The organism is Pseudoxanthomonas sp. 22568 (assembly GCF_052044485.1).
Lineage (GTDB): Bacteria > Pseudomonadota > Gammaproteobacteria > Xanthomonadales > Xanthomonadaceae > Pseudoxanthomonas_A > Pseudoxanthomonas_A beigongshangi.
Window position 1 is genome coordinate 22,161 of sequence record NZ_JBQENC010000022.1, and the last position, 18,649, is coordinate 40,809.

The 18,649-nt window shown below is 68.1% G+C and carries 19 protein-coding genes and 1 pseudogene; 11 read left to right on the plus strand and 9 right to left on the minus strand.

Annotation, left to right across the window (positions count from 1 at the left end; genetic code table 11):
* Positions 1-25: 25 nt before the first annotated feature.
* From ACTJI2_RS19090 to ACTJI2_RS19110, 5 genes and pseudogenes are all read right to left on the minus strand, one after another.
* Positions 26-1,858: pseudogene (locus tag ACTJI2_RS19090) on the minus strand (TonB-dependent receptor); the annotation flags it as partial.
* Between the two features lie 64 nt (positions 1,859-1,922).
* Positions 1,923-2,327, minus strand: coding sequence for a DUF2946 family protein (locus ACTJI2_RS19095; RefSeq protein ID WP_440843021.1), 405 nt, complete (start codon positions 2,325-2,327; stop codon positions 1,923-1,925).
* Between the two features lie 11 nt (positions 2,328-2,338).
* Positions 2,339-3,715, minus strand: a complete 1,377-nt coding sequence (locus ACTJI2_RS19100; RefSeq protein WP_440843022.1) for a hypothetical protein — start codon at positions 3,713-3,715, stop codon at positions 2,339-2,341.
* Positions 3,716-3,776: 61 nt separating this feature from the next.
* On the minus strand, positions 3,777-4,175 hold the full coding sequence (locus ACTJI2_RS19105; RefSeq protein WP_440843023.1) for a DUF2946 family protein: 399 nt from the start codon (positions 4,173-4,175) through the stop codon (positions 3,777-3,779).
* 96 nt (positions 4,176-4,271) lie between these two features.
* Entirely contained in the window at positions 4,272-5,150 is an 879-nt protein-coding gene (locus tag ACTJI2_RS19110) for a lysostaphin resistance A-like protein (protein WP_440843024.1), read from the minus strand.
* 58 nt (positions 5,151-5,208) lie between these two features.
* On the opposite strand from ACTJI2_RS19110, the gene ACTJI2_RS19115 reads away from it, so the two are divergent.
* A complete protein-coding gene (locus ACTJI2_RS19115) occupies positions 5,209-5,625 on the plus strand; it encodes an MmcQ/YjbR family DNA-binding protein (protein WP_440843025.1) in 417 nt (138 codons plus the stop codon).
* On the opposite strand, the gene ACTJI2_RS19120 is transcribed toward ACTJI2_RS19115, so the two are convergent.
* On the minus strand, positions 5,607-6,119 hold the full coding sequence (locus tag ACTJI2_RS19120; protein ID WP_440843026.1) for a DUF1993 domain-containing protein: 513 nt from the start codon (positions 6,117-6,119) through the stop codon (positions 5,607-5,609). The two genes, ACTJI2_RS19115 and ACTJI2_RS19120, sit on opposite strands and share 19 nt — an antisense overlap.
* Positions 6,120-6,460: 341 nt before the next feature.
* Here ACTJI2_RS19120 and ACTJI2_RS19125 point away from each other — a divergent pair, with 341 nt between their 5' ends.
* The 8 genes from ACTJI2_RS19125 to ACTJI2_RS19160 all read left to right on the plus strand — a co-directional run bounded on the left by ACTJI2_RS19125 (position 6,461) and on the right by ACTJI2_RS19160 (position 13,702).
* Complete coding sequence (locus ACTJI2_RS19125) at positions 6,461-7,003, plus strand: porin family protein (RefSeq protein ID WP_440843027.1); 543 nt, start codon at positions 6,461-6,463, stop codon at positions 7,001-7,003.
* 109 nt (positions 7,004-7,112) lie between these two features.
* Positions 7,113-7,631 (plus strand): adenine phosphoribosyltransferase, encoded by a 519-nt coding sequence (locus tag ACTJI2_RS19130; protein WP_192197250.1) that lies wholly within the window; start codon positions 7,113-7,115, stop codon positions 7,629-7,631.
* A gap of 51 nt (positions 7,632-7,682) precedes the next feature.
* Positions 7,683-8,156, plus strand: coding sequence for a hypothetical protein (locus ACTJI2_RS19135; RefSeq protein ID WP_440843028.1), 474 nt, complete (start codon positions 7,683-7,685; stop codon positions 8,154-8,156).
* Positions 8,157-8,455: 299 nt separating this feature from the next.
* Positions 8,456-9,589, plus strand: coding sequence for a serine hydrolase domain-containing protein (locus ACTJI2_RS19140; RefSeq protein ID WP_440843029.1), 1,134 nt, complete (start codon positions 8,456-8,458; stop codon positions 9,587-9,589).
* Between the two features lie 229 nt (positions 9,590-9,818).
* Positions 9,819-10,250 carry a DUF6326 family protein gene (locus ACTJI2_RS19145; RefSeq protein WP_440843030.1) on the plus strand — a complete coding sequence of 144 codons (432 nt, stop codon included), beginning with the start codon at positions 9,819-9,821 and terminating at the stop codon, positions 10,248-10,250.
* 20 nt (positions 10,251-10,270) lie between these two features.
* Complete coding sequence (locus ACTJI2_RS19150; protein ID WP_440843031.1) at positions 10,271-10,987, plus strand: DUF4386 domain-containing protein; 717 nt, start codon at positions 10,271-10,273, stop codon at positions 10,985-10,987.
* 110 nt (positions 10,988-11,097) lie between these two features.
* Positions 11,098-13,371: a CocE/NonD family hydrolase gene (locus tag ACTJI2_RS19155; protein WP_440843032.1), complete on the plus strand. Its 2,274-nt coding sequence runs from the start codon at positions 11,098-11,100 to the stop codon at positions 13,369-13,371.
* Between the two features lie 79 nt (positions 13,372-13,450).
* Positions 13,451-13,702 carry a hypothetical protein gene (locus ACTJI2_RS19160; RefSeq protein ID WP_440843033.1) on the plus strand — a complete coding sequence of 84 codons (252 nt, stop codon included), beginning with the start codon at positions 13,451-13,453 and terminating at the stop codon, positions 13,700-13,702.
* Positions 13,703-13,787: 85 nt separating this feature from the next.
* Here ACTJI2_RS19160 and ACTJI2_RS19165 read toward each other — a convergent pair whose 3' ends face one another.
* From ACTJI2_RS19165 to ACTJI2_RS19175, 3 genes are read right to left on the minus strand one after another with little or no spacing between them, the layout of a single operon-like run.
* Positions 13,788-14,933, minus strand: a complete 1,146-nt coding sequence (locus ACTJI2_RS19165; protein ID WP_440843034.1) for an MFS transporter — start codon at positions 14,931-14,933, stop codon at positions 13,788-13,790.
* 40 nt (positions 14,934-14,973) lie between these two features.
* A complete protein-coding gene (locus ACTJI2_RS19170) occupies positions 14,974-15,762 on the minus strand; it encodes a DeoR/GlpR family DNA-binding transcription regulator (RefSeq protein ID WP_318288495.1) in 789 nt (262 codons plus the stop codon).
* Positions 15,759-16,430 carry an HAD family hydrolase gene (locus ACTJI2_RS19175; RefSeq protein WP_440843035.1) on the minus strand — a complete coding sequence of 224 codons (672 nt, stop codon included), beginning with the start codon at positions 16,428-16,430 and terminating at the stop codon, positions 15,759-15,761. The genes ACTJI2_RS19170 and ACTJI2_RS19175 overlap by 4 nt, the downstream gene beginning before the upstream one ends.
* A 164-nt stretch (positions 16,431-16,594) precedes the next feature.
* Here ACTJI2_RS19175 and ACTJI2_RS19180 point away from each other — a divergent pair, with 164 nt between their 5' ends.
* Entirely contained in the window at positions 16,595-17,461 is an 867-nt protein-coding gene (locus ACTJI2_RS19180; RefSeq protein ID WP_440843036.1) for an endonuclease/exonuclease/phosphatase family protein, read from the plus strand.
* Positions 17,462-17,605: 144 nt separating this feature from the next.
* On the plus strand, positions 17,606-18,115 hold the full coding sequence (locus ACTJI2_RS19185) for a hypothetical protein (protein ID WP_440843037.1): 510 nt from the start codon (positions 17,606-17,608) through the stop codon (positions 18,113-18,115).
* Positions 18,116-18,649: the final 534 nt, after the last annotated feature.

Below are 18,649 nucleotides of genomic sequence, written 5' to 3' on the forward strand. Positions count from 1 at the left end.
AATCATCAAGGCTCGCGTCCACCCAGGCCAGGTTGCCCTGCACATCCAGTCCCTCCAGCGGTTGCCAGCCGAAGGTGGCTTCGACGCCGCGCGCCGATTGCCTGCCGATCGGCAGGGTCTGGCCGGGATTGGCCGGATCGCTGATGGCGAGGTTGTGGCGCACGATCCGGTACGCCGCCAATGTCGCGAAGTGGCGGCCATCGCGCGACTGGAATTTCGCCCCCAGTTCGCCCTGGCGGCCGGTGGTCAGATCGAAGTCGCGCACGTTGGCGAAGCTGGCCGTGCTGAGGATGCCGGCAGGCGGATCGGCGGCGGTGCTGTACTGCACGTACACGCTGGCTTGCGGCGTGATCGCCCAGTTCAGCGCGGCGCGGCCGGTGGTGGGCGTGTACTCGCGTTCGAACCGTGCCGGATTGCTCGCGCTGGCGGCGCGATGATTGACCACGTCCAGGCGGATGCGATCCCGGCGCAGGCCGGTCAGCAGTGACAGCGACGGGGTCAGTTCGGTCAGGTTTTCGACGAACAGGGCCTGGGTATGCAGGCGATTGGTGCGATCCGGCCGGTAGGCGAGCTGCGCGCCGGGCACGTCGAGGAAATCGCCCGGGGTGACTGCATCCAGCGGCACGGTGTCGATCACCGCCGGCAGCGATTGCGGGAAGCGGGTCTGGCGGTTGTAGCTGATGTCCAGTCCCGCGTTCCAGCGCGAAGGCAACCGACCCAGGGCTCCGTCGTGCGACCACTCCAGCCGGTTGCCGTAGACCTGCTGATCGTGGCGCTGAAGCAGCGCGCCCGAGCGGATCACGCTACGGTTATCGGCGCTCAGGCGATAGCTTTCGACATTGCGGTAGTCGCGCAGGGCGTCGTAGTGGTAGATCGTGTTGCGCACGGTGTCCGCCGCGCCCGGCGACCACTCCAGGATCGAGCGCGCCCACAGCACGTCCTGCCCGTAGTAGCCATCGGACACGTTGTAGTTGCGACCCACCGTTTCCGGCAGCACCGCCAGGCGCCCGTCGGCCGGTTGGCGCACCGGCGTGCCCCAGTAGGGACGGTCGTTGTCTTCCTGCTGATGCTCCAGCGCCAGCGTGTGGCGCAGCGTGGGCGTCCATTGCGCCAGCCACGACGCGGCGACGGTGGTCGCCTGGCGCCGCTGGCCGTCGATGGCGCTGCCGGCATCGCGTGTGCTGACATCCAGCCGCAACGCCTGGCGCGCGGCGTCGCCGCCCAGGCGCAGGTTGGCGCCCATCGCCACGCTGCGATCACGGAAGGAGCCGATGCCGGCCTGCCATTGCGCGTCGTCGCGTTCGAGGTTCGCCAGCCGGGTGACGTAGTTGATGGTGCCGCCGACCGCACCGGCGCCGTACAGGAAACTCGACGGGCCGCCGATCGCTTCCACCCGTTCGTACTGCCAGGCGTCGACCGGGCGCGCGGCGATCGAGGCGTACTGCACGTCGATGCCATTGAACAGCTGGGTAATCTGGCTGCCGGAAAAACCGCGCAGCGTCACCGCGTTGCCGTTGCCCGGCGGCGAAGCCACGGTCAGGCCGGGAATGCCGGACAGCGCCTCCTGGGTGGTGCGCACGCCGCGTGCATCGAGCGTGTCGCGATCGAGGATGGTGATCGAGGCTGGCGTCTCGCGCACGCTCAACCCGAGCCGGGTACCGGTGCCGGCCGGCGCGTCCAGGACGGTGCGGCGGCCTTCGACGCGAACGGCATCAAGGGTGGTGGCCTGCGTGTCGGTGGGTGGCGAATCCGCATCGGCGGCGCGCGCCATCGCGGACGGGAGAACGGAAGACAGGGCCGCGAGCACGGCCAGGGAAAGACGGGACGCGCGAAGCGTGCCGCAAGGATGAATCGACATGGACGTAAAACTCCGGAAGCGGCGCGCGCGGCGCCGTGGGAACAGGGGCGGTGATGGCGTTGCGCTACGCCGCTGGTGGTCCCCGGCAACCCGCTCCCGCCGGCCGGAATGCTTTTCGCGTCAATGATGTTTCAAATCCACGCCCAGGCGCGGGCGGGCACGGCGACGCCGCCCAGTCGAAAGCCTCAGGTGGCGGCGGCAACGTGGCGGCCAGCGGGCATTGCGGGCAGGCGTCGCCCTCGTCCGGCCAACTAGACGTCGGCGCGGCCGGCGCTTTTTCCCGTGCCGAGTTCGCGCGGGTATCCACCCACTTCAATCCGACGGGCGTGCACAGTTCGACCCATCCGGCCAGCACGTCGCCGCCGCGGCTGGCGAGCACGCGACTGATCGACGGCGCGAACACGAGCAGCAGCGCGGCCAGCAACGCCAGCCGCGCTGCCGTGCGCGCGAACGGAATTCCGGGACGCACCCGCGTCTCCCTCAGCGCACCGACGCGCCTTTCAACTGCGGTTTGCCGTCATCCACATCGGTCCACACCAGCCAGGCGGCGCCATCGGCCCAGCGCAGGCGCGGCATCCCGCTGGCGCGTCCGCGCGCGGCCAGCGTGGCGACCTCCACGCGGGTGGCGGATTGCCAGCGCGGATCGTAGCTGCCCAGCACGATACGCTGGCCGCCCGCGCCGGTTTCCTCCAGCCAGCTGGCCAGCACGCGGCCATCACCCAGCGCCAGGCCCAGCCGGCCCAGCACCTGTTCGCCGCGCGCAAGCGTGACCGGTGTGTCGAAATGATCGCCCGCGTCGCCGGAGTGGGCCGCGCGTAGTTCCGGCGCACCGTCGGCCTCGGTGTACCACGCCACCCAGACATCGTTGCCGCGCGCGGCCACCACCGGACCATTCACCGGACAGGCGGGCATGTGCCAGCCATCGGTATGCACATCGCGCGGCGTGGTCCATGCCTGTCCGTCGAAGCGCACGATGCGGGTATCGCGGATCTCGCCCGCGGTGCGTCCGCGATACACCACCACCACGCCGCGTTCGGTGATCGCCGACGCGGTGGTGCAGCAATCGCAGGTGGACGCATCGAGCGGCCATTCGGCCAGTTGCCGCGCCTGCGCGCCGTACAGCGCCGCGCGCAGCATCATCGCGCCGCCACCGCCGTGATGGCCACCATCGTGCGCGGCATCGGCGGAACGATCGACGCCGGCGGCCGCCTTCTGGCGGCTGTCCAGCCAGGCGATGCCGAGCTGGTCCTGCGCCTGTGCCCAGAAGGTCACGAAGCCGTGATCGCCACGGGTACCCGCCGGATGCACCAGCTGCGGCGCGCTCCAGCTGCGTCCACCATCGCCGGAACGCACCAGATCGATGCCGTAGTCCATCCGCGAAGGCCCGGTGCTGCGCAGCCAGTGCGCCCACAGCGAGCCATCGGGCAGCGCCTGCACATGCGGGGTGTCGGCCCAGTTAAGGAACCAGTCGTTGCCTTCGGCGATCGTGATCGGCGCCTGCCAGTTCTCCTGGTCGGCCCACGCCAGGCGCAGGCGATGCGCATCGCCGGTCGCCGGTTCCACCCAGCTCAGCAGGCGTCGGCCATCCGGCGCGATTACCAGATCCGGCTGCGCGGCGCCGACGGGCGCGGGCAGGCTCCACTCGCGCACCCGGGCGGGCGCGGGTTGCGCCGGCGTGGATGCCGCGCGCTCGGTTTCCGGCTCCATGCGTTCGCGCTCACCGCAGGCGGCCAGCAGGCCGAGCAGGCCCAGCGCGCCCACGCGCAGCAAGGTGGAAACGGCAACGGCGGGAGCACGACGGCTCCCGCGGACGGCAAACGGCGACGCGCTCCGGCGCGTCGGCAGGTGAACGGACATCGGCATTCTCCAAAGCACGGGCGCGGCCACACGGCCGCGATAACAGCTCGGTACTCGTGGTTCAGAAAATCGACGGCGGCCCCTGCCCACCGAGCCCGCGCAGGCGGATCGGCGCGTGCGGCACGGGATGACGTCCGGGCATCGCCAGTCGCGGCAGCGGCGGCAACGGCACCTGCGCGATCAGCGACAGCGGCATCGGCGGCAACGACGACGCCAGCGGGCAATAGGCGCAATCCGCGCCGGCCGGCGTGGCCGGATGCGCGGGCGTGGCGTCTTCGGCCGGCGCCGCCGTGTCCACCCACTTCAGACCGCTGGCGGTGCACAGTTCGACCCAGCCGGCCATCGCGCCGGAAGCACCCGCGGCCAGCACCCGGCTCAGCGCGGGCGCGAACGCCAGCAGCAGCATGGCGCAGAGCGCCAGCCGGGCCATCGGACGGGAAAAGGTGGGGTTCCGGATCACGACCGGGATTCTAGTCATCGGCGACGCCCCGTGCGCGCCTGGCCAGCCGCGCAAGTGCCTGATCCGGCGGGCGTGCGACGAAATGTCGCACGTCGGTCAGGATGCCGCGGCCTCCGCCAACGCCCGCGCGCCGGCCTGGCGGGCACGATGGCGCCAGCACCACAACGCCATCAGCACGCTGGTGATCGCCAGCATGAAACCGAACTCGTCCACCGCGTACACGGTGATCAGACCAGTCTCGATCGTCAGCAGGGTGAACACCGGCGTGATCACCGCGTTGTGGCTGCCATGCAGGATCGCGGCCGTCCAGACGCTGCCGGTGCTTTCACGCAGCCAGGCATAGACGAAGCTCAGGCCGGTCACCATGACGGTGAAGCACGCCATCGCGAAGGGTTTGGGCGGATCGCCTGGAAAGTTCAGCCAGAACAGCACCGGGTAGTGCCAGACCGCCCAGATCAGGCCGGTGAACAGGGCGCCCGCCCCGAACCCGAATCGCCGCGCCAGCCGCGGCCCCAGCAGCCCGCGCCAGCCGATTTCCTCGCCCAGCGCCATCGCCACGTTGAGGATGAAGCCCATGCCCAGTTGCAAGGCCAGCATCATCGCGATGACTTCGCCGTCGGAGGCATCGGGCAGGCCGATCACGCGACGCGCGTACGGCAGGTAGATCTCGGTGGAGAGCCGCCCCAGGCCGGTCGCCCAGATGATCCCGTAGGCGAACAGGCCGTAACCAATCGGAATCAGGTAGCTCAGCCGGGCCAAGCGTCCGCCGGGCCAGCGCCAGCCCAGGTTCGCCAGCGGTATCCGCGCCAGCAGGCAGGCGACCACGGCGGCCAGGCCCGGGCTCCACATCAGCCCGGTGACGTACAGGCGCCGCCCTTCGGCGTTGGCGAAGGACAGGTTGAGCAACAGATAGAACGGCAGGCTGAAAAGAACGGTCAGCAGCAGGAACAGCACCACGGGATGGCGACGCAGCATGACGACGACTCGAGGGGCCCCGGTGGCATCATGCCAGCTTGTCCCCCCGCCCGCAGCCATGGACCTCCAACAGACCCAACGCTTCTGCGCCGGCCTTCCCGGCGCCACCGTCACCGAATGGGGCGAGCCGGCCAACCTGTTGGCCTACTTCGTCGGCGGCAAGCGCTTCGCCCACTTCAAGACCAGCGCGCCGGAGCGCTGGCGCTTCAGTTTCAAGGTCGCGCCGGAGCGCTTCCTGGAACTGACCGATCAACCGGGCATCAAACCGGCACGCTGGCTGGGCCGCTACCGCTGGATCACCGTGGTGGACGTGCGCGCGATGCCCGATGAGGAACTGCAATCGCTAATCCGCTGGTCGTACCGGGCGGCGCTGGCCACGCTGAGTCGCGCGCGGCAGCGGGAGATCGCCGGCGCCGCGACGACGCCGGAGAATCCGCCCGCGCGCGGGAAGAAGCGTCAGGCTTCGCCCAGGTAATCCATCTTGCCCAGCGGCACGCCGTTGTGGCGCAGGATGGCGTAGGCGATGCCGACATGGAACAGCAGGTTGGGCAGCACGAAGCCCAGCAGATAGTCGCGACCGCTGAAATGCTGGTCGCCGCTGCGACGCGGCAGCACCACGTCCCTGCCCTCGCTGCCGTCGATCTGCGCCGGCGTGAAGCTGCCGAGGAACTCCAGCGCGCGATCCAGCCGCGCCTGCAATTCATCGAAACTGGTTTCATTGTCCTCGAAGCGCGGTGAGTCCACGCCGGCCAGCCGCGCCGGCGCGAACTTGGCGGTATCGGTGGCGATCTGCACTTGCCGCAGCAGCGGCAACATGTCCGGATACAGGCGCGATTGCAGCAGCACCGCCGGGTCGTAGCCCTGCGCCAGCGCATGCGCCTGGCCTTTGGCGAGGATGTGCTTGAAGTTGCGCAAGGCGCGGATCAGCACGGGAACGGAGGCCTGGTACATCGACAGCGGTTCGCTCATGGCGGCGGCTCGGGAAAGGGAAGCGCGCAGCATAGACAAGTCCGATTCCGGTGATTAGTCCTTCCCGGCGGGAGAGTCCATCCCGAATCGCGTGCTGCGTCCGCATCCCCCGCGTCAAGGAACGGGCGCGCGTTGCGCGCAATCCATCGCGGAAGTCCAGTGCCGATGCGTCATTCCTTCGTTCCATCGACGGGAAACTGCATCGCCGATGCCGCCGTTTGTTCCGGCGTCCGCATCCCTATCTTTGCTTCGCACGACGGCTGCCCAGGCACTCCGCCAGGACCCGTCGCCACACGCATCGCAACTCCCTCCCCCGCGCGATGCATGCAGGAGTTTCAGACATGAAGAACAACAACAAGCTGTCCCGTGCCCTTCTTTCCGCCGTGCTGCTGGGCGGCATCGCCTTCGGGGCGCAGGCCGCCGAACCCAAGGGCTTCTACGCCGGCGTCGGCGCCGGCCAGTCCAGCGTGGACGAACAGCGCTACGACGACGAGGACACCGCGTTCTCGGTGTTCGGCGGCTACCAGTTCAACCACTGGTTCGGCCTGGAAGCCGGCTATTCGGATCTGGGCAAGCTGGAACCGCGCGGCAACCTCGGCCGCCCGCTGGAAGCCAGCAGCGTTTCCCTGACCGCGGTCGCCACCGTGCCGTTCACCGACAAGTTCTCCGGCTATGCCAAGGCCGGCGTGCAGCGCTGGGATCTGGATCGCGCGTTGCCGGAAGTGACCCGCACCCGCGACGACAGCGGCACCGATGCCACCTACGGCCTGGGCCTGCAGTACCGCTTCACCGACAAGGTGGCGTTGCGCGGCGAATACAGCCGCTTCGAGATCGAGGATGCGGACGTGGATCTGGCGCAGTTGCAGGTCCGCTACGACTTCTGATCCCCCAGCAAGTCGCGCCTGGAAAACCGCCGGCCCGTCCGGCGGTTTTCGTTCGTATGCGGGGACGCGGTAGCATCGCCCTCCCCCTTGTTCCCTGGCGAGCCTCCCGATGTCCCACTGGTCCGATCTGATCCGCGACGTACCCGATTTCCCCAAGCCGGGCATCGTGTTCAAGGACATCACCCCGGTGCTGGCCGACGCCGACGGCTTCGCCGAGGCGATGGCCGAACTGGCCGAACCCTGGCGCGGCACCGCGCTGGACGCGGTGATCGGCGTGGAATCGCGCGGCTTCATCCTGGGCGCGGCGCTGGCGCGCGAACTCGACATCGGCTTCGTGCCCGTGCGCAAACCCGGCAAGCTGCCCGCGCGCACCCTGACCCTGGACTACGCGCTGGAATACGGCAGCGACCGGCTGGAAATCCACGCCGACGCCCTGCCCGCCGGCGCGCGCGTGCTGGTGATCGACGACGTCCTCGCCACCGGCGGCACCCTGCGCGCGGCGGTGGCGCTGGCGCGCCAGCAGGGCGCCGAAGTGGTCGGTGCCGCGGTACTGGTGGAACTGGCATTCCTCGGCGCACGCGAACGCTGGAACGACCCGGCGCCGCTATGGTCCGTCCTGGCGTTCTGAGCGCAAACACCATTTCCCCTGTAGGAGCGACGTAAGTCGCGACGGCCCGCGATGACGATTGGAAAAAAGCCCGCGACTCACGTCGCTCCCACAGGCTGGCTCCTGATCATCCTGCCATGCCTGGGCCTGCTCGCCGGATGCCTGTCGGACACCTTCGATGCGGCCTATGACGATCTGGCCGAGGCTCGCGCCGATGGCGCCATCGACCGCGGCTGGATTCCCGCCTGGGTGCCGGAAAGCGCGACCGCGCTGCATGAAGTGCACAACCTGGACACCAACGTCAGTGCACTGGCGTTCGACCTGCCCGGCGATACCCGCATACCCTTGCCCGACGGTTGCCTCCCGGCCACTTATGCGCAGACGCTGCCGGTTCGGTTCGCGCGTTCCTGGTGGCCTTCGCAGGGGACGCTTGCCTCGCAGTACAACTTCTTCACCTGTCCCGCCCCTTACACTGGATTCGAGTTCGTCGGGATGCGCCGCGACGGCCGCCACATGGTGCACTGGCGTACCTACGCACCGGATTAGCCTCTTCCCTCATCTCCTTGTAGGAGCGACGTCAGTCGCGAGGTCTTTGTACCGCCGCCTGGGAAGGGTCGCGACTCACGTCGCTCCTACAAGGGAGATCATGCTTGACTGTGGGAACGACGTGAGTCGCGGGCTTTTCCGACGTTTTCCTGACGGCATCTCCGCTTGCGTCGCTCCCACAGGCATCCACATCGGGCTCTGGCCGGTCGCCACTAGTCCATCCGGCATGTGACCATGTCGGCGGAGGGTGCTAGCGTCTGGGTCGAACAGGGCATCCGGTGCTCATCCGGGAACGTCACATGCGTGCGATGGCTTGGCTGGGAAGTGGATTGCTGCTGTTCGCGTTGCATTCGCCGGCGCGGGCGACCGATTGTGCGGAAGGCGATGACGCCGCGATCCAGTCGCTGGGAACAGCATTCGCGCAGGCACCGGAAACCGTGGGTCTCTCGGTCGGAATCCTGCGCCGGGGTGTCGCGAGCTGCTACGACTTCGGCAAGCGGAACAAGGGCGAGGCCACCGCCACGAGCGCCGATACCCGTTACGAAATCGGCTCCAACAGCAAGACGTTCACCGCCACCCTGCTTGCCTACGCCGTGCAGGAAGGACGCATCAAGCTGGACGACGACATCCGCCTTTATCTGCCCGGGTCCTATCCGAACCTGGAATACCAGGGCCAGCCGATCCGCGTGGTTCATCTGGCCAATCTGACCTCCGGTTTGCCCAATTGGCTGCCGGACCGGCCGGATCTGTTCACCGGCCTGAAACCCGAGCAGATTCCCGATGCCTTGATCGCCATCCACCGCGACTACACCCGCGAGGATTTCCATCGTGACTTGCACCAGGTGACGCTGAAGTCCGCGCCCGGCACGGACCCGCGCCATTCCAATGTCGGCGCGCAGTTGCTGGTCAGGGTGCTGGAACATGCCTTCGAGCGTCCCTATGCGGAACTGCTGGACGAGCGCATCCTGCGCCCGCTGGGCATGCACCGGACCGGTTTCGATCCGGGTTCCCCATCCGGCACGCTGGCGGTCGGCCATGACGCCTCGGGCCGGGTGATGCCCTACATCACCGACATGCGCGAACTGCGCGAAGCCGGCGGATTGATCTCCTCCAGCGCCGACATGGTCCGCTACCTGCGCCTGCAACTGGATGAAACGAATCCAGCGATCGCGCTGAGCCATCGCCCCACCGTCGAGACCGAACACGATCGGGTCGCGCTGAACTGGCACGTCGATACCGCCAGCGATGGACAACGCATGATCTGGCACACCGGCGGCACGTTCGGCTTCAGCAGCTATCTGGTGCTGTACCCGGAACGCGGACTGGGCATGGTGCTGCTGGCGAACGAATCGGATCCGCAGGCGCAGAACCGGCTGGTGGAGCTGGCCAATCGCATCGCGGAGCACCTGGCGGCCCCCGCCGCCGGCCGGTGACGCGCGGGGGGACGGAGGTCGCCGTTCCTTTTGGCATATTGCCGGTCTTCGATGCCGTGCTAACGTCGCCCCCGGCCACAACGGGCGTGGACAGGCGAGGAGAGACGCGTGGCCTGCCCGTTGTCGGCTCCTTGGTTTCTCCCGGCCCGCATTCGCTTCCCCGGCCGCCGCTGCTCCGCACCACGCTCCAGTTGTCCGTTTCCACGACGCGTTCCGGCAAGGGGAATCCATGGCATCGATGAAGCAGGCCGCACCTCCGCTGGAGGACGCGAAGATTCCGGTGAAGATCAAGCTGTCCGCGCTGTGGGCCAGCCTGATGCTGTGTTTCGTGTACGGCGACTATTTCGGCCTGTACGTACCGGGCAAGCTGGGCAACATGATCGACGGCCGGATGGGTCCGCTCGGCGCGGTGACCCAGAACGTGCTGGTTGGCACCTCGATCATGATGGCGATACCGGCACTGATGGTGTTCCTGTCGCTGGTGATGAAGCCGGCGATCAGCCGTTGGATGAACGCGCTGCTGGGCCTTGCCTATGCCGTCATCATGGTGATGACCATGCCGGGCGCCTGGCGTTTCTACCAGTTGCTCGGCGTGGTCGAGATCCTGCTGTGCCTGGCCATCGTCGGCTTCGCGCTGAAATGGCCGCGCCGGCCGCTCTGACGCCCCCGGACACCACTCTCATGAACATGGATTCCGCCGTCACCCTGCACCATCCGCGCACCACCGCCCGTATCGCCGGGGGGCTGTACCTGATCGTGGTGCTGGCCGGCATCTTCAGCATCGCCTACGTGCCCTCGCAGACGCAGGTGGCGGGCGACGCCGCCGCGACCGTCGCGAAGATCACCGCGAACGAAGGTCTGTTCCGGCTCGGCATCGCCGCCGGGCTGGTCTGCTATCTCGCGTTCCTGTTGCTGCCGCTGGCGCTGTACCGCCTGCTGGCACTGCATGGCAGGACCGCGGCCACGCTGATGGTGGCGCTGGCAGTGGCCAGCGTGCCGCTGTCGTTCTTCAACCTGCTGCACAAGCTCGATGTGTTGAGCTTGCTCGATGGCGCCGACTACCTGCGCGCGTTTTCCGCTGACGCGCTCAACGCGCAGGTGATGCTGGCGCTCAAGGGCTACGCCAACGGCATCCTGGTGTCCAAGCTGTTCTGGGGACTGTGGCTGCTGCCGTTCGGCTGGCTGGTGTTCACCTCGCGCCTGTTGCCACGGGTGCTGGGCATCCTGCTGATGCTGGGTTGCCTGGGCTACGTGATCGATGTGTTCGCCCGCCTGCTGGTACCCGGTTTCGCGGAGACCGCCGTGGCGGGATATATCACCCTGCCCGCGACGCTGGGCGAGATCGGCACCTGCCTGTGGTTGCTGGTGATGGGCGTGCGCGTGCCCATGCGCCGGTAACCGCCATCGCGACGACCGGCTGCGCCGATGGGCGGCAGGTGCGTGACACCGGCGCTTCCGGCATCATCCGCCGACGTCCCGGCCACCGGTCGGACACCACGGAGCATCGCATGCGGACGCGGAACCGGCAGGCACGGACACAGGCGTCATGGAAAGCGGCACTGCTGGTATTCGCATGGTTCGTCACCCCCCTCGGCCTGCACGCGCAGACCCTGGCCTGGCCGGACAAGCCACAGGACTCCGGCACGGCGCTCGAACGACAGGTGCCCGCGCTCGCCCGCAAAGTGCTGGCCGGCTACGAGGATCCGGATCGCGAACGCGAGCTGATCAACCGGGTGCGCCTGCAGATGGCCGCCGGGCAACCGAAGGCCGCGCTGGCGAGCATCGCCGCGTTGCGCGAGGTGCGCCGGGAAACAGCGCCTGAGCAGGCCGACGTGCTGTTCATCCAGTACGAAATCGATGCCGATGCGCGCTTGCGCGGCGAAACCAATCCGGCCGCCGCGTTCCGCCGCGCATTCACGCGCCTGGACGATCGCCAGGCCGCCCGCACCCTGCCGGTGATGGGCGCGGACCTGCCGCGCGCGCGTCGCGATCTCGACGCGGCGCTGGAAAAGCAGCGCGGCAAGACGCGCATCGAGCAAACCGACGCGCTGGAACTGATCCGGCTGTACCAGTTCCACACGGTCTACGCGGCGCTGCTGCCGGTGCTTCCGGACCTGCTGGCCGAGGACGAGGCCAGGCGCTATGTCATCGAACGCGACGTGGTCGTCCCCGGTGCGGACGGGACGAGCCTGCGCGGCCTGGTGGTGCGGCCACGAAGTATGGCCGCGCCGCAGCCGGTGCTGCTGGGCTTCACCATCTACGTCAACGACAGCTGGTCGCTGGCCGATGCGAAGGCGGCGGCCGCACACGGCTATGTGGGCATGTTCGTCTACAGCCGCGGCAAGGCCGGCGCGCCGGGTGAGCCCGTACCCTATGAACACGACGGCGAAGACGCCGCCGCCGCGATCGACTGGATCAGCCGGCAGCCGTGGTGCGACGGCCGCGTGGGCATGTACGGCAACAGCTACAACAGCTTCACCCAATGGTCCGCGGCCAAGCACCGCCCGCCCGCGCTGAAGGCGATGCTGACTTCGGCCTCGACCGCGCCGGGCATCGATATCCCGATGCAGGGCAACATCTTCCTCAATTTCCTGTATCCGTGGCCGCTGTGGACCGCCGCCAACGCGACCCTGGACGCCGACAGCTACGGCGACGAGGAACGCTGGCGGCAACTGGATGCGAACTGGTACCGCAGCGGTCGCGCCTACCGCGACCTGCCCGCCATCGATGGCCACCCGAATCCCTATTTCTCGCGCTGGCTGGAACACCCCACCTACGACGCCTATTGGCAGGCAATGACCCCGCAGGGCGGCGAATTCGCCGGCATCGACATTCCCGTACTGGCGGTCACCGGCTATTTCGACGGCGCGCGCGTGGGCGTGCAGCACTACTTCGACGAACACGCGCGGCACAACCCCAACGCGAATCACACCCTGCTGATCGGACCGTACAACCACTTCTCCATGCAGGCCGGCGCGGCACGCGTCCAGGAAGGCTACGAGGTGGATCCGGTTGCGCTGATCGATCTGCCAGCGTTGCGCTTCCAGTGGTTTGACCACGTGTTGCGCGGCGCGCCGCGTCCGGACGTCCTGAAAGACCGGATCAACTACCAGGTGATGGGCGCCAACACGTGGAAGCACGCCGCAACCCTCGATGCCATGGCCAACCAGCGCCAGCGCCTGTATCTGCAACCGGCCACGTCCGGCGGCCCGGAGGGCGCACTGTCGGAACAGGCGCCTGGCAAGCGCGCCGAGAGCCTGCTGACCGTGGATTTTTCCGACCGCAGCGACGTCGGCTGGAATCCGCCGGCGCTGTCGATGCTGGATGCGCTGGATCCCCACGGCGCGCTGGTGTTCCGCAGCGCGCCGCTGACCGCGCCGGCCGAACTGTCCGGCCTGTTCTCGGGCCGGCTCGACTTCATCACCAACAAGCGCGACTTCGACCTCAACCTGGCCTTGTACGAACAGCTACCCGATGGCCGTCATCTGCTGCTGTCCTGGCATCTGGGACGCGCCAGTCACGCGCGTGATCGCAGCCGTCGCGAACTGCTGGCGCCCGGCAAGCCGCAATCGATCGCCTTCCGCAGCGAACGCCTGGTCAGCCGGCAGTTGCAGCCCGGCAGCCGGCTGGTGGTGGTGCTGGGCGTCAACAAGCAGCGCGACCTGCAAATCAACTACGGCAGCGGCAAGGAGGTCGGCGAAGAGACCATCGCCGACGCCGGCGCACCGCTGGAAATCCGCTGGCGGGGCAGCAGCCATATCGAGGTGCCGCTGCTGCGTTGAGCGTCTTCGCCACGCCGCGCTTGCGACTGGCGCCCCCAATGTCGTAGACATGCGTTCGTCCGTCGCAAAAGCACCCTTCATGAACTCCCCTTACCAACCACCGCAATCGCCCATCGGCGCGCCGTCCCGCAAGCGCCGGTTTGTCCACGTGGTGACGGCCTTCGCTGCGGGGCTGGTGGTGGTTCCCGTGTTGGCGCATCTGCTGGACCGCCTGGGCCTGCGGTTCGGCCGCATCGGTTCCGCCAACACCGCGTTCTGGAGCGCGGTCGCATGGGGAAGCCTGCTGGCCGCCGCTTCGGTCTACCGGCACCAGCGCCTTCCGCTGGCATAGGCAGGCGCCATCGGCGTGGCGATCGTGTTGCTCCTGCTGGCCGCCCCTTCGATTTGGGCGTGGGTGCTGCCCTAGCCTCCGGGCGTCAGTTGCGCAGCGCGCGCCCGCACATCGCCACGCCGACCATCATCGCCGCCAGCAGCAGGAAAGCGATGGGCAGGCTGCTGTGGTGGGCGACGAAGCCGATGCCGGCCGGACCGGTCAGCACGCCGGCATAGGCGATCGTGGTCATCGCCGGCACCGCCAGCGCCTGCGGCATGACCTTCTGCCGGCCGGCGGCGGTGAACAGTACCGGCACGATGTTGGAGCAGCCCAGGCCCACCAGCGTGTAGCCGACCAGCGACCACTGCCATTGCGGCAGGCAGGCCGACAGGGTGATGCCGGCGGCGGCCAGCAGGCCGCCCTGCCACACCACCCGTGAGGGTCCCAGCCGCGCGACGATCGCATCGCCGGCAAACCGCCCGGCGGTCATCGCCAGCGCGAAGCAGGCGTAGCCGAACCCGGCCTGCGCCGACGCCATGCCCCGCTGCTCGGTCAGGAACACCGCGCTCCAGTCGAGCATCGCGCCTTCGGTCAGAAACACCACGAAGCCCAGCACGCCCAGCAGGATCACGAAGCCGTGCGGCACCGCGAACAGCGGCCCCTCGTGCGGGCTGCCATAGGGCAGCAGGCCGCGCCAGTTGAAAGCCAGCAGCAGCAGGATGACGGCCGACCAGAACAGGGTCATCGCCAACGGCGCCACACCCAGCGACATCATCACCGCCGCGCCGGCCGCACCGACGATGCCGCCCAGGCTGAAGAAGCCGTGGAAGCCGGACATCATCGGCCGCCTCGCCGCTTCCTCCACGATCACCGCCTGCACGTTGAACGCGCAGTCGGCCGCGCCAATCGCCGCGCCGAACACGAACAGCACCGCACCCAGCGCATACACCGACGGCACCCAGGCCAACAGCGGCAACATCAGGCTGGACACGACCGTGCACAGCACCAGCACCACCCGGCAGCCCTGTCGCGTGGTCCAGGCGCCGGCCAGCGGCATCGCGATCAGCGAGCCCAGGCCCAGGCACAGCAGCAGCGCGCCGAGCGAGGCTTCATCCAGCGCGGTGCGCGCCTTGGCGAACGGCACCAACGCCGCCCAGACCGCCACGGCGCAGCCGGCGGCGAAGAACAGCAGGCGGGTGGCGCGGTATTCGACGCGGGAGATGGGGGAATCGGAGGCGGCAACGGACATCGGACGATTCTCGCGGGGGACGGGAACGGAGCAGCGGCGTTCAGCGCCGATCGGCGCGGAGTACGGCGATTTCCTGCTGCTCGAAGGATTTGCGCAGGCTTTCCAGCGCATCGTGCTCGACGATGAGGTGGTCGATCTGGTGCAGCGAGGCGAACTGGAAGCGCGCGTCGGCGCCGAACTTCTCGTTCATCACCACCACCGCGGTCTCGCCGCTGCACTCGATCATCGCACGCTTGAACAGCGATTCCTCGGCATCGTTGCCCCACAGGCCACTGTCGATGTCGACCGCGCAGGTACCGGGGAAGCACAGATCCGCACGCACGCGCCGCAGCTCCTGCACGGCCTGCGCGCCGATGGCCGCGCCGATCCGGTGTTCGATGCGCCCGCCGATGATCAGCACTTCCACGTCCGTGCGTTCCATCAAACGGAAGGCGATGTCGGGCGCGTTGGTGACCACGGTCAGCTCGAAGTTGCGCGGCAGTGCGTCGGCGATCGCGCTGTTGGTGGAGCCAGCGTCGAGGATGATCGTCTGGCCCTTGCGCAGCAGGCCCAGCGCCTTGCGCGCGAGCAGTTGCTTGCGCTCCGAATCCTGACCCTGGCGCTGCAGCAGCGGCTTCACTTCCGGCGCGTGCAGCAGCGCGCCGCCATAGATGCGCCGGCACAGGCCGCGTGCGGCCAGTTCGCGCAGATCGCGGCGGATGGAGTCCTCGGACACCGCGAATTCCTGCGCCAGTTCCACCGCCAGGACCCGGCCCTGCGCATGCAGGCGCTGCAGGATGCGCTGCTGGCGTTCCTCGGGCAGCAGATCGATGCCGGTCGATTGGCTCATGGCATCGTCTCCACCAAGTTGATCGCCACGCCCAGCCGCGCGAGTTCGTGGCGCAACTGGTCTGCGTCGCGGAAGTGGATCGCGTGCATGCCCAGGCCCGCGGCGGCCTCCGCGTTGTAGGCCATGTCGTCGATGAACACCGTGCGTTCGGCGCGCAGGCCGTGGCGCTCCATCAGCAACCGGAAAATCGCCGGATCCGGCTTGGCCAGGCGCTCCTGGCCAGACACCACGATGCCGTCGAACCAGCCGAGGAAGTCATAGCGTTCAAGCGCATGCGGGAACGTCTCGCGCGACCAGTTGGTCAGCGCATAGAGCCGGCAGTCGCCACCGCGCAGTTCGTCCAGCACCCGCACGGTCGGCGCCAGCGCCTCGCCAAGGGTTTCAATCCAGCGGTCACGGTAGGCGCGGATGCGCCCGGCCTGGTCCGGATGCCGCGCGATCGCCTCGTCCACCGCCTCGTCCCAGCTGCGGCCGGCATCCTGCGCGGCGTTCCAGGCCGGACTGCACACCTCGGCGAGAAACCATTCCATGCCGGCGACGTCTTCGCCGAACAATTGCCGGTAGAGATAGCGGGGATTCCAGTCGACCAGCACGCCGCCCAGATCGAAGACGATGGCGTCGATGGCCGGCGCCTGGGCGGGCACGGGAGCGGGTTCCGGGCGGTTCATGGGGGAATGACCCTGATACGGATTCGCCATGATTGTGCATAAACATGCACAATCATGCAATATCAGGCAAGCATCCGCCCATTCCGATCGTTGCTGCGCCACGTCACGAGGGGTTCGTGGGCGACGGTTACACTCCGGCGCTCCCCCGCACGAACCCGGAAGCCATGCGCCGACTCGCCGCCCTGCTGCTCGTCCTGTCCACCGCCCTGACGGGGTTTGCCGCCTCGGCGGCCGACGCCGCCATCGCTCCCTTGAAGGTGATGGCCTTCAACGTCCGCCTGCCCACCGACGCCGATGGCGACAACCGCTGGCAGGTGCGCAAGGACATCCTCGTGGACACCATCCGCGACCAGCGTCCCGTGGTGTTCGGGACCCAGGAACTGTTCGCCGAGCAGGGCGATTACATCGTGCGGCAGTTGCCGGAATACGCCTGGTTCGGTGTCGGCCGCCGCGGCGACGCCGAAGGCGCCGGCGACGAGCACATGGGCGTGTTCTACCTGCGTGACGAACTGAAGGTGATCGAGTCCGGCGATTTCTGGTTGTCGGACACGCCGGAGGTGGCCGGCAGCATCACCTGGGGCAACCTGTATCCGCGCATGGTCACCTGGGCGCTGTTCGAACGCATGGCCGATGGCCGCCGCTTCTATTTCTTCAACACCCACCTGCCCTATCGCGACGAGGACGAACCCATCCGCGAGCGCGGCGCCGCGCTGTTGCTGAAGCGCCTCTCGGCGCTGCCGGCGGACGTGCCGGTCGTGGTCACCGGCGATTTCAACACCGGTCCGGAAAGCCGCGTGCATGCGCTGCTCACCGACGTGATGGCCGATGCCTGGGAGCGCAGCACGCAACGCAGCGGTCCGGAGGCGACGTTCCACGCCTTCTCCGGCAAGGCCGACCGCCGCATCGACTGGATCCTGGTGCGTGGTTTCGACGTCGGCCCGGTCTCCACGGTGACCGACCACGAGAACGGCCGTTACCCTTCGGATCACTTCCCGGTGGTGGCCGAATTGCGCTGGACGGCCATGCCCTGATCGAGGGACTGGCGTCACGGTCGCGTCCGGCATAGGCTGCGCGGACGCGCGGTGACCGTCCCGAAGGGGGGAAGGCACGACGACCGGGGGCATCCCGTGCGGCAGGTCGAAGTTCCTTTTCCTCCCTTCGAAAGGACACGCACCATGACGCCCTCGTTCTCGCCGCTCGGCATCGTCCATACCGTCCTCAGCCTGCTGCCCGTGGTGTTCGGCGCGATCGCGCTGATCCGCGACGGCCGCATCGAACCCACCTCGCGTATCGGCAAAGCGTATCTGGCCGGCATGCTGATCTCGATCTTTACCTCGTTCGGACTATCCAGCACCGGCGGCTTCAACGAAGCACACGCATTGGGCATCCTCGCCCTGCTGGCGCTGGCCGTGGGCTTCACCGCGCGCCGCCATGCCTGGCTGGGTGCTGGCGCCGAATATCTGCAGAACCTCAGCCTGTCCTTCAGTTACATGCTGCTGTTCATTCCCGCCATCAACGAGACCCTGCGCCGCGTGCCGCCATCGCAGCCGCTGGCCGACGGACCGCAGTCGCCGCTGGTGCTGGGCCTGGTGTCGGTCGTATTCGTGCTGTTCGTGATCGGCGCGGGCTACCAGGCATTGCGACTGCATGCCCGCCGCAAGGTCATGGCCGCCAGCACTGCGTGATGGTTCTTTGGCACGAACCGGTCGCCGGTCCACCCGCGTAGAGCCGAGCTCGCTCGGCTGCGTGTTCCCGAAAGCACCGTTGCCCGATGGACGTTCGCGATCAGCGGAGCAAGCTCCGCTCTACCCATCCCTGTAGAGCCGAGCTCGCTCGGCTTCGGGTTCCCGAAAGCACCGTTGCCCGATGGGCGTTCGCGGTCAGCGGAGCAAGCTCCGCTCTACCCATTCATGTAGAGCCGAGCTCGCTCGGCTGCGCATTCCCGAAAGCACCGTTGCCCGATGGCCGTTCGCGATCAGCGGAGCAAGCTCCGCTCTACCCATCCATGTAGAGCCGAGCTCGCTCGGCTGCGCATTCCCGAAAGCACCGTTGCCCGATGGGCGTTCTTGATCAGCGGAGCAAGCTCCGCTCTACCCATTCATGTAGAGCCGAGCTTGCTCGGCTGCGAATTCCCGAAAGCACCTTTGCCCGATGGGCGTTCGCGATCAGCGGAGCAAGCTCCGCTCTACCCACCCATGTAGAGCCGAGCTTGCTCGGCT

Coding starts and splice junctions, on each gene's coding strand:
- ACTJI2_RS19100 (WP_440843022.1), bottom strand. CDS start 3,715: ATGTCCGTTCACCTGCCGACGCGCCGGAGCGCGTCGCCGTTTGCCGTC.
- ACTJI2_RS19110 (WP_440843024.1), bottom strand. CDS start 5,150: ATGCTGCGTCGCCATCCCGTGGTGCTGTTCCTGCTGCTGACCGTTCTT.
- ACTJI2_RS19115 (WP_440843025.1), top strand. CDS start 5,209: ATGGACCTCCAACAGACCCAACGCTTCTGCGCCGGCCTTCCCGGCGCC.
- ACTJI2_RS19120 (WP_440843026.1), bottom strand. CDS start 6,119: ATGAGCGAACCGCTGTCGATGTACCAGGCCTCCGTTCCCGTGCTGATC.
- ACTJI2_RS19125 (WP_440843027.1), top strand. CDS start 6,461: ATGAAGAACAACAACAAGCTGTCCCGTGCCCTTCTTTCCGCCGTGCTG.
- ACTJI2_RS19130 (WP_192197250.1), top strand. CDS start 7,113: ATGTCCCACTGGTCCGATCTGATCCGCGACGTACCCGATTTCCCCAAG.
- ACTJI2_RS19135 (WP_440843028.1), top strand. CDS start 7,683: ATGACGATTGGAAAAAAGCCCGCGACTCACGTCGCTCCCACAGGCTGG.
- ACTJI2_RS19140 (WP_440843029.1), top strand. CDS start 8,456: ATGCGTGCGATGGCTTGGCTGGGAAGTGGATTGCTGCTGTTCGCGTTG.
- ACTJI2_RS19145 (WP_440843030.1), top strand. CDS start 9,819: ATGGCATCGATGAAGCAGGCCGCACCTCCGCTGGAGGACGCGAAGATT.
- ACTJI2_RS19150 (WP_440843031.1), top strand. CDS start 10,271: ATGAACATGGATTCCGCCGTCACCCTGCACCATCCGCGCACCACCGCC.
- ACTJI2_RS19155 (WP_440843032.1), top strand. CDS start 11,098: ATGCGGACGCGGAACCGGCAGGCACGGACACAGGCGTCATGGAAAGCG.
- ACTJI2_RS19160 (WP_440843033.1), top strand. CDS start 13,451: ATGAACTCCCCTTACCAACCACCGCAATCGCCCATCGGCGCGCCGTCC.
- ACTJI2_RS19165 (WP_440843034.1), bottom strand. CDS start 14,933: ATGTCCGTTGCCGCCTCCGATTCCCCCATCTCCCGCGTCGAATACCGC.
- ACTJI2_RS19170 (WP_318288495.1), bottom strand. CDS start 15,762: ATGAGCCAATCGACCGGCATCGATCTGCTGCCCGAGGAACGCCAGCAG.
- ACTJI2_RS19175 (WP_440843035.1), bottom strand. CDS start 16,430: ATGAACCGCCCGGAACCCGCTCCCGTGCCCGCCCAGGCGCCGGCCATC.
- ACTJI2_RS19180 (WP_440843036.1), top strand. CDS start 16,595: ATGCGCCGACTCGCCGCCCTGCTGCTCGTCCTGTCCACCGCCCTGACG.
- ACTJI2_RS19185 (WP_440843037.1), top strand. CDS start 17,606: ATGACGCCCTCGTTCTCGCCGCTCGGCATCGTCCATACCGTCCTCAGC.